The sequence below is a fragment of the Streptomyces sp. NPDC002698 genome, assembly GCF_042888945.1.
Lineage (GTDB): Bacteria > Actinomycetota > Actinomycetes > Streptomycetales > Streptomycetaceae > Streptomyces.
In genome coordinates this window covers 174,391-187,289 of the sequence record NZ_JBIAQM010000006.1, presented here as the reverse complement: position 1 = coordinate 187,289, position 12,899 = coordinate 174,391, and the positions used below count along the sequence as shown (strand labels likewise).

The following is a 12,899-nucleotide window of genomic DNA, read 5'->3' as shown; positions in this document are numbered from 1 at the left end:
CATCCCACCCGCCTGGGCCACGGCCGGCATCTTCGGCACCGACCAACGAGGGCCGTAGACACTCAGGAATCGATGGTCACGCAGTTGGACACACGGCAACGCCAGAGGGCCCTTACCGATCCGGTAAGAGCCCTCTGAACTGCTATCCAGCTGTCGGGGTGGCGGGATTTGAACCCACTACCTCTTCGTCCCGAACTCTCGGCGGGACGGTCATCGATGGTTCTCGAGCTGCTCAATCAGCCGTGGATGGGTTTTGAGGTGCATCCTCGGGCACTGAGGTTGCTGTACTTCCGTGCTGTACGGCTTCGAGTTTTTGACGGGCACCAGCGAGGTTGTTGCGGCTGGTGAGGGTGCGGGGGTGGGTGTCGCCTAGGACTTGCTCGCACTGGGCGAGGAGGGCCTCGTACAGGAAGATGGCCCGTCTCAGGTCCCCCACCGACTGGTAGGCGTAAGCGAGGTTGTTGCGGCTGGTGAGGGTGTCGGGGTGGGTGTCGCCTAGGACTTGCTCGCACTGGGCGAGGACGGCTTCGTGCAGGGGGATGGCCCGCTCCAGGTCCCCCGCCGACTCGTAAGTGCTGGCGAGGTTGTTGCGGCTGGTGAGGGTGTCGGGGTGGGTGTCGCCCAGGACTTGCTCCCGTTGGGCGAGGGTGGCTTCGTGCAGGGGGATGGCCCGCTCCAGGTCCCCCGCCGACTCGTAAGTGCTGGCGAGGTTGTTGCGGCTGGTGAGGGTGTGGGGGTGGGTGTCGCCCAGGACTTGCTCGCACTGGGCGAGGACGGCCTCGTACAGGAAGATGGCCCGTTTCAGGTCCCCAGACGCCCGGTAGGCACCGGCTAGGTTGTTGCGGCTTTGCAGGGTGTCGGGGTGAGTGTCGCCCAGGACTTGCTCCCGTTGGGCGAGGGTGGCTTCGTGCAGGGGGATGGCCCGCTCCAGGTCCCCCGCCGACTCGTAAGTGCTGGCGAGGTTGTTGCGGCTGGTGAGGGTGTGGGGGTGGGTGTCGCCCAGGACTTGCTCCCGTTGGGCGAGGGTGGCTTCGTGCAGGGGGATGGCCCGCTCCAGGTCCCCCGCCGACTGGTAGGCGCCAGCGAGGTTGTTGCGGCTGGTGAGGGTGTGGGGGTGGGTGTCGCCCAGGACTTGCTCGCACTGGGCGAGGGTGGCCTCGTGCAGGGGGATGGCCCGTCCCAGATTCCCCGCCGCCTCGTAGGCGCCAGCGAGGTTGCTGCGGCCGGCCAGGGTGTGGGGGTGGGTGTCGCCCAGGACCTGCTCGCACTGGGCGAGGACGGCCTCGTGCAGGGGGATGGCCCGCTCCAGGTCCCCCGCCGCCCGGTAGGTGTTGGCGAGGTTGTTGCGGCTGGTGAGGGTGTCGGGGTGGGTGTCGCCCAGGACCTGCTCGCACTGGGCGAGGACGGCCTTGTGCAGGGGGATGGCCCGCTCCAGGTCCCCCGCCGCCCGGTAGGCGCCAGCGAGGTTGTTGCGGCTGGTGAGGGTGTCGGGGTGGGTGTCGCCCAGGACCTGCTCGCACTGGGCGAGGACGGCCTCCAGCAGGGGGATGGCGCGTCCCAGATCCCCGGCGGCGTAGTAGGCGCTGGCGAGGTTGTTGCGGCTTTGCAGGGTGTTGGGGTGGGTGTCGCCCAGGACTTGCTCCCGTTGGGCGAGGGCGGCCTCGTACAGGGGAATGGCGCGGGCCGTGTGGCCTTGCTGGTGGAGCCGATGGCCAACAGTCTCGTATGCGCTGGTGAGCGGGGTGTTGTGCTGTTCGGGTGGTCTGGTGGCGGCGAGGGTGACGAGGTGGGGGGTGAGGGTGTCCCACTGCCCTTCGGTAGGGGTGTCGTGGCCTGCTGGCGGGGTCAGGCTGCGGAGTACCGCCTGTTCGGCACGATCGCGTCCTTGCAGGTGCCGGGGCGGCTGAGTGCCGTCGGTGCTCTGCGGGGCGCGTAGGACTGCCTGGACCAGGCGGTGGACGCTCAAAGTGGTGCCGGTGTCGGTGACCATGCTGTAGGCGGCAAGGGTTCCGACGGCTTCGGCGATGTCGTCCGGGTCGGTGCCGGGCGGGGTGAACAGGCTGTGGGGGATGTCGTCGGGTGCCAGCCAGGCAGCGGTGTACAGCACCTCCACGGCCAGCGGATCGGCCTCCTCCAGCGTGTGGAGGGTGACGTCCCAGATGCGGGCGAGGGTGCGTTCGGTATCGGTGCCGTGGGCGGTCTTGGCAAGTTTGGTGTTCAGCCGACGGCGGTAGGAGTCCAGGCTGATGCCGCGGTTCTGGGCCAGATAGGCGCCGGCCTGCTTGATCGCCAGTGGGAAGTACCCCAGCTCGACGGCAAGGGACCGGGCTTCGGTCTGCTCCCGGGGCGTGGGGCTCTCCTTGAACACGAGCCGGCACAGCAGGGTGGTGGCGTCGTCGGGGTCGAGGTTGCCCAGGGTCAGAGTGGGGGCGCTGTCGGGCCAGCCGGTGGTGCGTCGGCTGGTGGCGAGGTGATGGCCTCGGTGGAGTGCACCGGTGTACGGGACGAGATCGTCGGGGTTCTCCACGTTGTCGTAGACCAGCAGCCAGCCTGGATGCCAGGCGAGCCACTGCATCGCCCACGCCACCTGCGCTCTTCGCCCTGCGGTGGCGGACCAGCCGGGGACCAGGGTGTGGGTGAGGCCGGTGAGGGAGGTCTCGATCTCGTCGGAAGACGCGGCGTTGATCCACCAGATCAGGGCGTAGTCGCCACGGTGTCGGTGGGCGTAGTGCAGGGCGAGCGTGCTCTTGCCGATCCCGCCGAGACCGTGCACGGTCCCGCTCTGGGTGATCGCACTCTCGTGTCGGCTGGTCAGGGTGCGCCGTAGCCAGTCCAGTTCTTCCTCCCGCCCCAGGCAGAGGGCGATGGGGGGAAGATTGGAGGTGCCTGGGGCCGCCGTGACCTTGCTCGGTGCGTGCAGTGCCTCGGCCGGCAGTACATCGCCTGTGAAGGCGTTACCGATCTGCTCGGCGGCGATCGACCTCGGTCCGGCCGCCTCGATTCCCAGCCGAGACCGATCCCTGTCCGTACTCACGGCTGCGGCGCGGTGTGACCATCACCCGTGATGGCAGTACCGATGTGCTGAGCGGCGATCGACCGCTCACCGGAGGCCGTGACATTGACCGTGCCTGGCGCGAGAGCGGGCAGTACGGCGGCCAGTTCCTCCCGAAGGGCGGGGTCGTTCTGCAATGCCTGCCTGAGGAGTCGGCTCAGCACGGCCGTGGAGTACGCGTCGTCCTGCTCGTCGGCGGCCTCACCCACCACCCGTTCCAGCTCCGCCTGGCCCGCTTCGTCCCGGTGCCGCCAGACCAGTTGAAGAATCCGTTGCCCGAGGCTGACCGTGGCATCGGCCGCAGCATCCTGCGCACGGGTCAGCACCGCTACCCCGTATGCCCCCACCGCCGCCGTCACGGCCGGTCCCGCCTGCCCAACCAACTGCACGATCTCAGCATCCACTTGATCCCCAACCCTGCGTGGCTCCGAACGAACTCAGCCTAGAGCGACGTTCTGCGGTTGAGGTCAAAAAGCCCGAATCGTCTAAGGCGGCTACCCCGAACCCGTCGCCGGTCACCGACCCGAGCATGGCTGACCGAGACTCGTCGACCGCGGCCTTGTAAGGGCGGATGGACGAGGTAGCTCTCGCGCCCAGGTCACACGGGCTCTAGCAACAGCCCAGCTCACTCGTGCATCTCGACTGTGGTGAACCGTCGTTGACCGTGGTTGACCGCCCGATGTGGCACGACTGTGGCACGTTCCGAGTGACCCGGCACTTAGAAGGCGCCTGCCGCGTCGCGCGAGGCACCCCCTCTGACCTGCACCGCTCCCCCGCCCTGACGCTCCATTGGCTGACCCTCGACACGCATTCGACAGGGTCCGCGGTTCGCTACGGTCGCCGGTAGACCTCGGGGTCGAATCCCTCCCCGGGTGACCTGGAGAAGCTCACATAGACGGGCTGCTCAGGATCGCCCACCTGCAGATCGGCAAACTGATCCACATCGTGATTGGCGAACCGGTGCAGATACTGGAGGAACAACTCCAACTCCGCTTTGGACAGTGGCTCGTCGTGCCGCTCATTGCGCATGCATGCACGATACGAGCAGAGCTCGAAGGGGCTTTCCAGAGCCGCCGACTTGCAGCGTCCTGCACCCATGGCGCCAGCTCCGGGGGCACCGCATTAGGAGTTCGATCGCTGCTCGGAACTGTCGGGAAGTCACCCGGTCATGCCAGCCGTGTAGGACCGCCTGGGGATGTTGGCGTCCGGGGTCGTTGATGTCGCCTGTGGATGTCAGAACGGTGCAACCGCACGCGCTCGCTGGCACGATGATCCTGTGGTTGACCTGGAGCGCATCAAAGCAGCGAGCGTGGCGTACTTCCGATCTCTTGATGAGGGGGCCGCCCTCCGGCACCACTTCCGCCATGCCGACGAGGAGGGCGGCTTGTGGTACTTCGAGGCCGTACCCGACCGCGGCGAATTGATCGCCATCAAGCAGGCCGAGCTGACTCCGGCCGGTCGACTCCACCGGTACAGCTGGGAGCAGCTGGAGGACGAGCACGGCTTCCTGACAGACCAGGCGCTCGACCCCGAAGAGGATCCGCTGGAAACCATCCCGGCCGAAGAGTTCCAGCAGGTATGGAACCAGTGAGTGAGCTGGACATCCGCCTTGTAAGTTCGCTCCGAACTCCCTTTGGTCGCTGCTTTCGCCTGACGTGACGGCTGTACGGAGTCGCTGGCGTACGCCCTCGTCCGGCGTCGTTGATGTCAGCCATGGATGTCAGACACCTTCTGATCCGTAGCTCTACAGATTGGTTTCTGACGGTCATGCCGATTGTGATACGGCTGCGCAAGAGCACCAAGGTCAACAAAGGACTGTTAACCGCAGGCAACTGGCTGACTACGTCGGCACTTCTGAGTATGTGTACTCATGCGTGGCATGTGCTGGCTCGGCCTGCTGGGCCGCAGACAATCGGCAAATCGGCGACCGCGAACAGAGCGGGGTGGGTATGAAGCGCGGGAAGGAGCCGTCAACCGGCCGACAGGTGGTGATAGGCACGGCACTGCTCGTCAGCGACATCGTCGTCATCGTCGGACTGCTGTTCGGCTATGGATTCGCGGGATGGTCCGACGACGGGAGCGATGCAGTCGAGGCGCAGATGTTCGCCCGCCGGACTACCTGGTGCCTGGCCGTCGGCGCCGTGGTCACGGGCGGGGGTCTTCTGGCCCTTCGATGGCGCATCCCCAGTGCGGTGCAGATCATCGTCCTGGGGATCGGGGCGCTCAAGTTCCACGCCCTCGCCGCCCCTCACTAGCGCGCGGCGTCAGGCCCTCCGAGTCGCGGGCACCGGCGGGACGGCGATAGCCGGCACACGGCTTGGAAGCACTGCCTTGCGCCCCGAGCGGGGCCAGCAAAGTGACCCTCGCGTACCTCAGTAGCCGAAGAAGTGCGGGGCCGGGTCTCTGACCTGCACCCCTGCAATCGCCCAACGCTGCGACCTGCGGCTTAGCCGTCGACGGTTGTCAGCGTTGGTCGTCGTTGAGCACCCTCGGACGGCCCAGAGACGGCCCGGCGGGTGCTCAACACGATGACGGATGAAGCCCCTTGATGCCAGGGGCCTGCTTTGAGAGATAGATCGCTCTTGGCGCGCTTCGTCACCGCCGGAGCCGTGGACCTGAAATTTCGCCCTGGCAGGGGGAGGAGCATCGGGTTTGACACCCCGCTGCAAGAACGGGCCTCGGGTTGGTGGCGGGCCAAGCCTCAGCGGTTCGTGCTGGTGGGCTCACCGAGGGCGGCGCGTACCCAGTCGTGAGTGGGTCCGGGATCGAGGGCAACGAGCAAATCTGTGAGCGAGCCGTCCCAGCTTCGCCTTGCACGGTCGGCGGCGCCTGCGACGACCATCTGCCGCGTGTCCTGGTCCTCACAACGGACCAGCGCGATGGCCGCGTGTGGGCCGGCTTCGGCGAGGATCTCGTGGGCATGGTGTGCATCTGCCCGTAGGTGTCCTTGACGCACGTGTGCGGCGTGGGCCTCGCTCTTGGCCCCTTGGAACATCGACCGGAGTCCCATGAGGCCGATCGTCCATGCGAGCGAGAGGGACATCAGGGTGTAAGTGAGGTCATTGGCTGTCATCACGCGAGCCCGTGTCAGCTTCAGTGATCCGTCGGTGTTGGCGCCGATGACGACAGCAGTCGTTCCGCCCTTGCGGGCCTTCTTGCGAAAGCCTCGCCCGAGCGATGCCAGCATGCGTTCGGCGTCACGGTGTGCATCGAAGCTGGCGATGACCACCGATTCTTGCCCAGATTCCGCGACCGGGTCGGGGTCGGGGTCGGAGGTCATGTGCGCCTCCTCCGCGGATGAGTGACCGGATCAAGACCTGACTACCGGCACGACCATGCGCGGGGCGGGCCTACCCCTACATACCAACACGTATCGAGCAGTGGTGCAGCCGTAGCGCGTTTTGGCACGGAAGTGGCACGCCCCGCGGCCCCTCGATGCGAACTATGGGCACGGTGGTCACTGAGGCCTGCGAGGCACGCCAGACGGTCGCCTACGGCCGATGGCAGTCGGGGCTGGCCGTGATGGTTGCGGTACTTCGCTGCTGTACAGCCACCTGCCTGCTGGCTGGCCACCGCTTTAGGAGCGAGGTGGGGTAGTTCAGGTCTGACCTGTGGGTTTCCATCCTTGGCACGGCATGGGGCCGTGGACTGGCCAGTCAGATGTCCAGCCGCTGCGGATCACCGGGGACCGTCCGTATCCAGGAGCGCAGTTTCCAGCAGACTGCGACGGGCCCTACGAGCATTGAAAGCATCCACAGGCCCACGCTGGCAGGGGAGATCATGTAGTACTCCCACCGCTCCGGAAGCAGGGCTGGAAGGGCGATCGCTACCACGAGGGCAAGCCATGTGCCTATCACCGTGAGCACGGCCTTAGACACGATTACTGCTCTCCGCATTGAACCCCCGCCTTCGATGTTCTCCCCCGGCCGTAGGTTACATCGCAATTTTTGAGGTCTGGCCTCATCTTTATCAGGTCAATCACAGGGCCCTGACAGCGCCGACCAACCGCCTCCGCGTCTCGCTCGATCGTCCGATGAGATCCAGCGTCGACCGCTCATGTTCGTGCCTGTTGGTGTCAGCGGCTGATGTCAGCCGAAGTCAAGCCTTTGACTTGTGACCGCATGGCAGATCAGCGCTGCGCCCTGCGACTCAGCTGTTGACGGTTGTCGGCACTGGTTTCTCGAGGAGGGTGAATGACTTGGGCGCGCCGACCGGCTGCGGTTTGCCTGCCTTGCGGCCAACGATCCGGTAGCCAGCATCCAGGTAGTAGGCGTTCAGACGCGCATTGTCGGCCAGGCAGTCCAGGCGCACAGCTCCTCTGCCCGCCGCAGCAACGCGGCGCTCCGCAGCACGCAGCAGGAGCCGCCCCGTTCCCGGCTGAGCACTGTTGCGGTCCACCATCAGCCGATGCACGTAGCCAGCCACGGGCGGCTGCGGTCCCCAAGCGTCCTCGTCTTCCCACCACAGCTCCCAGGCCCCGGCCACGCGGCCGTCGGCCTCGGCGATCCAGACCTCACCACTCGTCATGGCCCAGCGGAAATGCTCCTCACCCAACTGACCCGGCTGCCACTGGCCGGTGATGCCGTGAGCGAGCATCCAGTGGGCAGCGTCATCGCGCAAACGAACCAGCGTGGCAAGGTCGGCGTCCTCGGCGAGGCGGAAGTGCAGATCATTCACGTCGCGATACTCGCACGGGCCCACACAGGCGCCCACTACCGTCTCTTGCTCACGGTCTTGAAAACCGTCGTGGCGCGAGTCACCGTGGGTTCAAATCCCACACCCACCGCGCAGGTCGAAGGCCCCTGACCAGGAACATCGGTCGGGGGCCTTCGTCGTGTCAGGTGCCCGCGGCTGCCCGATGTTCCCCGTGGTTTCCCGGTCTATCGGGCACGCAAGGGGCACGGCTCAGTCTGAAGCCTGCAACTCGTGTGTGAGATCGCAAGCGTCTCGCTCCAGGTGCAGACGACGGAGCTCTCGTAGCTCAGAGAAGGGGAAGGGGTGCTCTACCCACTTCTTCCGGTACCCGTCTTCGCCGTGCAGCCGTAGAACATCTTGCGCCGCTTCCGTGACCACGTGGCTGAAGGCGGTGCGCGACTGCTTTGAGCTCCACAGAAGGGTGCCGTCAGCGTCCGGCAGATCGAAGCTCTTGTACATGTCGGGGAACCGGTAGATATCGATCTCGACGGCTGCCTCACGGCGGCTGAGGACCCACCTCACTTCTGCGGGCTCCAGGTCGAACGAGAACGTCTGAGTAGCGGTGGGGCCATACAGCCCTGCAACGCCAGTGAGTAGATCAGCAAGGGCGTTGGTGCAGTAGCTCGGACTGCTCTTGTGCTCCGACTCACCATCAGTGATCTGGCATGTTGCCCAACCTGATCCGGTCAGAATCCAACTGAACTGGAGATCACTCGACATCTGGTCCCTCCCCTGATCGTCTGCGGAGACCGTACATACCTCCCCGACCCACCACTCACCCCGGCTCCCATCCCGTCTGCCGTCGGCCCACACACCGTGGAGCGGGCGTGGTTCAGGGCGTCAAGGTGGAGCGCCCTGCCGGACGAACGACTGTGAGGATTGGTCGTGGCATCGCTCGGCGGCCTGACCCACCGAACGATTGACGCTTCGGGCTGTCCTTTCAAGGAATTGTCGGCCGGCCGGGCGGTGCCGCTCTGCGCGCGGCCGGCCGGGCGTCTGTGACCTCATAGGAGCCCGGCCAAAGGTCCCGTCACAGTCTTGTCCTGGCGCCCGACCGGCCCGTGCGATCTCTCGCGTACCGCACGGAAGGACGGCAGGTACCGGCATGACGGACCAGATCGCGGTGGTCGGCGGGGTGGACACCCATACCGACTTCCACCAGGCAGCGGTGATCGACAGCATCGGCCGACACCTGGCCACCGCTCCGTTCCCCACCACCCCCGACGGCTATTGCCGCCTGCTGGAATGGATGCGCATGCACGGCGACGTGCTCGCCGTCGGGGTCGAGGGAACCGGCGCCTTCGGCTGCGAACTCGCCCGGTTCCTCCGGGCGAGCGAGGTGACCGTGGTCGATGTCGACCGCCCCGACCGCAAGGCCCGGCGGGCCAACGGCAAGTCCGACCCCGTCGATGCCTATGCCGCCGCGACCGCCGTGCTGTCCGGCCGCGCCCACGGCCGGCCCAAGACCCGCGACGGCATCGTGGAGGCCATCCGGTCCCTGCGGGTGGTCCGCCGCTCGGCCGTCAAGTCCCGCACCCAGACGATCAACCAGATCCGCACGCTCATCGTCTCCGCCCCCGCCGAGGTCCGGGAACGCCTGCGCAGCCTGCCCACCTACCAGCTGATCGAGCAACTGGCCCGCTCCCGCCCCGGCACGGACCTCGCCGACCCGACCTGCGCAGTCCGAACCGCCTTACGGCGTCTGGCCCCGCCGCTACCAGCACCTCACCCAGGAGATAGCCGAGGCCGACGCCGAACTCGCCCCCCTGGTCGCGCAGGCAGCTCCCGGGCTGATGGATCTGATCGGCGTGGGCACCGAGACAGCCGCCCAACTCCTGATCACAGCAGGCGACAATCCCGACCGGCTGAAGTCCGAAGCCGCCTTCGCCCACCTGTGCGGGGCAGCCCCCGTCTCCGCCAGTTCCGGACGGACCAACCGCCACCGCCTCAACCGTGGCGGCGACCGCCAGGCCAACCATGCCCTCCACACGATCGCCCTCGTGCGCATGCGCTACGACTCCCGCACCCGGCTCTACGCCGCGCGACGCACCGCCGAAGGCATGTCCAAGAAGGACATCTTCCGCTGCCTCAAACGCTTCATCGCACGAGAGGTCTACAAGCATCTGGCCAGCACGAACATTCCACAACTGCACCTCCCACAGGCCACTTGACGCCCTATAGGAGCTTCCTTGACGCCCTGGGCCGCGACTGCTCGGCTCTGCCTGGGTCGACGGCGGACGGGATGGGAGCACTCCGCGCACGCCACACTCGGCCGGCACTCGCGAACGGCGCCCCCTCCATCTCGGAGTCTGAGCGCCCCCGCCGGAGGCAGGTTCTGGCCGTTGCCGCGTTCCTGCGGTGCTCGACTCATGGCCAACGGCCCTATCCACCTGTGGGCGCGCGTCGGCGCAGCGCGGGCGGAGCGGGCCGAAGGCAGGAGCGGCGCCCGCAGCGGAGCCGGGAGCGCGCCCGGCGGAGCGGAGCGCAGCCGGGGCTTGAACCAGTGAAGAAAGTTTGAATCACGTCGTGATCGTGCGGCAGTCCCAATCGGCTCAGGGAGAACTGACTGAGCAGTGGGAGGAGTCGTTGGCGGCACGGTCCGCCATGCACCGACGGTCACCGGTGCGCGCTCTCGATGGCTTGCTGAGAGCGCGCCAGGAGTGAAGCCCCGGGAGTGGAATTTCTTGATCCACTCCCCGTTTACTCCCCAGAAGCCCTGGAGAACGAGTCAGGGCCGGTTCCCCGTGAAGGAAAACCGGCCCTGACCTGGTGTTTTAGCTGTCGGGGTGGCGGGATTTGAACCCACGACCTCTTCGTCCCGAACGAAGCGCGCTGCCAAGCTGCGCTACACCCCGATTGTCGCTGCTCTCGCGGCGACGTCGTTTACTTTAGCCCACCGTTGGCCTGAGACGAAATCCGGTTTTCTGGGCGCCGGAGGCGGCGTCGGACCGGGTCGGGGCGCACGTGGTCGAGGACGACGATGAGGAGGGCCAGGGCGTAGAAGGCGACGCCGAGGATGGCGGTGTTGCCGAGGACGCCCCCGTAGCCGTGCCGGTCCACGTCGACGAAGGGGTAGAGGTAGCGCGCCGGGGTTCCGGGCGTCAGCATCGTGCCGCGGGCGAGGCAGAAGGCCAGGTAGGCGAGGGGGTAGATCAGCCACGTCGCCGCGTTGCGCAGCGCCAGCGGGGTCGGGCGGGTCAGCAGCAGCCAGTCGAGGACCACGGCGATCGGCGTGACCGTGTGGAGGAGCTGATTGGCGACCGCGTGCCAGCCGGAGAGCGTGTCGTTGCCTCCCGTCATGGAGAACGGGGTCGACTGGTTCGCCAGGATGAGGTGGTAGACCAGGCCCGTGATCGAGACGTAGATCAATGTGCCGCCGGTCAGCACCCCGGGCAGGGGCCTGCGTGCCGACCAGGCCCGGCGGGCGGATGCCGCGAAGACCACGGCGACGAGCAGATTGGTCTGGATCGTGAAGTAGCTCAGCACCCGGGCCGGGGAGCCCAGCTTCATCTCGATGGCCACGCCTGTCATCGCCGCGATGGCCACCAGGACGCGGTAGGCCGCCGCGGCCGGGCGGCGGGAGGGAGCCACCACCGCCGTCGCGGGGACGAAGGAGCGGGTCGACGGGAGGATGCCCGGTATCGCGGGGAGATCGGGTATGTCCCTGGGCATAGGGGTGATCATGCCCTCACGCTAAGCGGATCGGGGCATTTGGGCGATATGGGTCGACCGTGTGGGTTACGCGGCCGTTCGGTGACGTCCTGCGGTGACGGCGCCCTGCGGTGACGTCCTACGTCCTGTGGTGATGTCGCCCGGTGGCGTCGCCACACCGACGTCGGCGCCGTCCGCGGCGCCCCGCGGTGACGGTTCGTGTCGGCGGGACTCTGTGGCGTCTTCGGTCTGTGGCCGTCGAGCGGGTGTCTTCACGGGTTCGCCCGGCCCGGCGGAATTCATCCCCGTTCCGGGCCGCCCGGCCATGACGTGACCGGGCGGCGCTGGGCCGGCCATGGTGCGCCCCCGACCCCGACCCCGACCAGGGCACCGGCCGCCGACCCTGGCTGCAGCCCGCGACCGCCTTCGCCCCTGGGCCCCCGGAACCCCTACGCCCGCTCCACCAGCGTCAGCAGTGACGCCTCCGGCGGGCAGGCGAAGCGGACCGGTGTGTAGCGGCTCGCGCCGCAGCCCGCCGAGACGTGCATGTACGAGGTCCGGCCCTCCGCCGTATGCCTGGAGAGGCCCTTGACGCGGTCCGTGTCCAGGTCGCAGTTGGTGACGAAGGCGCCGTAGAAGGGGAGGCAGATCTGGCCGCCGTGGGTGTGGCCGGCCAGGATCAGGGGGTAGCCGTCGGCCGTGAAGGCGTCCAGGCTGCGCAGGTACGGGGCGTGCACGACGCCCATCGAGAAGTCGGCGGACGCGGACGGGCCGCCGGCCACGCGGGCGTAGCGGTCGCGCTTGATGTGCGGGTCGTCGAGGCCGGTCAGCTCGATCTCCGTGCCCTCTATCTTCAGCGTCCCCCGCGTGTTCGTCAGGTTCAGCCAGCCCGCGGTGTCGAAACCGTCGCGCAGGTCCTCCCACGGGTTGTGGACGGCGCCCACGACCGGCTTGTTGCCGTTCAGCCCGTGACGGCCCGCCGCCTTCTCGAACAAGTAGCGGGCGGGGTTGCGGAGTGTGGGGCCGTAGTAGTCGTTCGAACCGAAGACGTAGGCGCCGGGGAGCTCCATCAGGGGACCGAGCGCGTCCAGCACCTCGGGCACGCCCTCCGGGTCCGAGAGGTTGTCCCCGGTGTTGATCACGAAGTCGGGGCGCAGTCCGGCCAGGGAGCGCAGCCAGCGCTGCTTCTTGCGCTGTCCGCTCACCATGTGGATGTCCGAGACCTGAAGAATGCGCAACGGCCGCATACCCGGCGGCAGGACCGGAACGGTCACCCGCCGCAGGCGGAAGGAACGGGCCTCGAACCCCGCCGAGTACAGCAGACCGGCGGCGCCCACCGCCGTGATTCCCAGGGGTACTCCGTATCGCGCGCGCATACTCCCATCGTGTCAGACTCCGGTGAGCGCTCTTGACCGCCTGTGGACAGCCCCGGCAACCCCGTCCGGGACAGCGGGAGAAGGCGGTTCCGGACCGGCCGCCGGTCCCCGGTCGGGGCGGCGCC

At 67.4% G+C, this 12,899-nt stretch carries 10 protein-coding genes, 1 tRNA gene and 1 pseudogene; 3 read left to right on the top strand and 9 right to left on the bottom strand.

What is annotated here, in order from left to right; genetic code table 11:
• Positions 1-232: 232 nt before the first annotated feature.
• From ACFYW9_RS11765 to ACFYW9_RS11755, 3 genes are all read right to left on the bottom strand, one after another.
• Complete coding sequence (locus tag ACFYW9_RS11765; protein WP_389147961.1) at positions 233-3,034, bottom strand: tetratricopeptide repeat protein; 2,802 nt, start codon at positions 3,032-3,034, stop codon at positions 233-235.
• Positions 3,031-3,456, bottom strand: a complete 426-nt coding sequence (locus ACFYW9_RS11760; RefSeq protein ID WP_389147958.1) for a hypothetical protein — start codon at positions 3,454-3,456, stop codon at positions 3,031-3,033. The genes ACFYW9_RS11765 and ACFYW9_RS11760 overlap by 4 nt, the downstream gene beginning before the upstream one ends.
• A gap of 427 nt (positions 3,457-3,883) precedes the next feature.
• Complete coding sequence (locus ACFYW9_RS11755) at positions 3,884-4,081, bottom strand: hypothetical protein (protein WP_389147955.1); 198 nt, start codon at positions 4,079-4,081, stop codon at positions 3,884-3,886.
• A 247-nt stretch (positions 4,082-4,328) separates the two neighbouring features.
• Here ACFYW9_RS11755 and ACFYW9_RS11750 point away from each other — a divergent pair, with 247 nt between their 5' ends.
• Both ACFYW9_RS11750 and ACFYW9_RS11745 read left to right on the top strand, forming a co-directional pair.
• Positions 4,329-4,643: a hypothetical protein gene (locus tag ACFYW9_RS11750; RefSeq protein ID WP_389147952.1), complete on the top strand. Its 315-nt coding sequence runs from the start codon at positions 4,329-4,331 to the stop codon at positions 4,641-4,643.
• A gap of 358 nt (positions 4,644-5,001) precedes the next feature.
• On the top strand, positions 5,002-5,307 hold the full coding sequence (locus ACFYW9_RS11745; protein ID WP_389147949.1) for a hypothetical protein: 306 nt from the start codon (positions 5,002-5,004) through the stop codon (positions 5,305-5,307).
• 446 nt (positions 5,308-5,753) lie between these two features.
• On the opposite strand, the gene ACFYW9_RS11740 is transcribed toward ACFYW9_RS11745, so the two are convergent.
• The 3 genes from ACFYW9_RS11740 to ACFYW9_RS11730 form a co-directional block, all read right to left on the bottom strand.
• Positions 5,754-6,332: a hypothetical protein gene (locus ACFYW9_RS11740; RefSeq protein WP_389147946.1), complete on the bottom strand. Its 579-nt coding sequence runs from the start codon at positions 6,330-6,332 to the stop codon at positions 5,754-5,756.
• Positions 6,333-7,201: 869 nt separating this feature from the next.
• On the bottom strand, positions 7,202-7,729 hold the full coding sequence (locus tag ACFYW9_RS11735; protein WP_389147943.1) for a GNAT family N-acetyltransferase: 528 nt from the start codon (positions 7,727-7,729) through the stop codon (positions 7,202-7,204).
• A 228-nt stretch (positions 7,730-7,957) separates the two neighbouring features.
• Positions 7,958-8,467, bottom strand: coding sequence for a hypothetical protein (locus tag ACFYW9_RS11730; protein WP_389147940.1), 510 nt, complete (start codon positions 8,465-8,467; stop codon positions 7,958-7,960).
• A 385-nt stretch (positions 8,468-8,852) separates the two neighbouring features.
• On the opposite strand from ACFYW9_RS11730, the pseudogene ACFYW9_RS11725 reads away from it, so the two are divergent.
• Positions 8,853-9,918: pseudogene (locus ACFYW9_RS11725) on the top strand (IS110 family transposase).
• Between the two features lie 610 nt (positions 9,919-10,528).
• Here the strand turns inward: ACFYW9_RS11725 and ACFYW9_RS11720 are convergent.
• The 3 genes from ACFYW9_RS11720 to ACFYW9_RS11710 all read right to left on the bottom strand — a co-directional run bounded on the left by ACFYW9_RS11720 (position 10,529) and on the right by ACFYW9_RS11710 (position 12,774).
• Positions 10,529-10,602: transfer RNA gene (locus ACFYW9_RS11720), tRNA-Pro, on the bottom strand.
• Positions 10,603-10,630: 28 nt separating this feature from the next.
• A complete protein-coding gene (locus ACFYW9_RS11715) occupies positions 10,631-11,419 on the bottom strand; it encodes a Pr6Pr family membrane protein (protein ID WP_389147937.1) in 789 nt (262 codons plus the stop codon).
• 428 nt (positions 11,420-11,847) lie between these two features.
• Positions 11,848-12,774, bottom strand: coding sequence for a metallophosphoesterase (locus tag ACFYW9_RS11710; RefSeq protein WP_328450058.1), 927 nt, complete (start codon positions 12,772-12,774; stop codon positions 11,848-11,850).
• Positions 12,775-12,899: the final 125 nt, after the last annotated feature.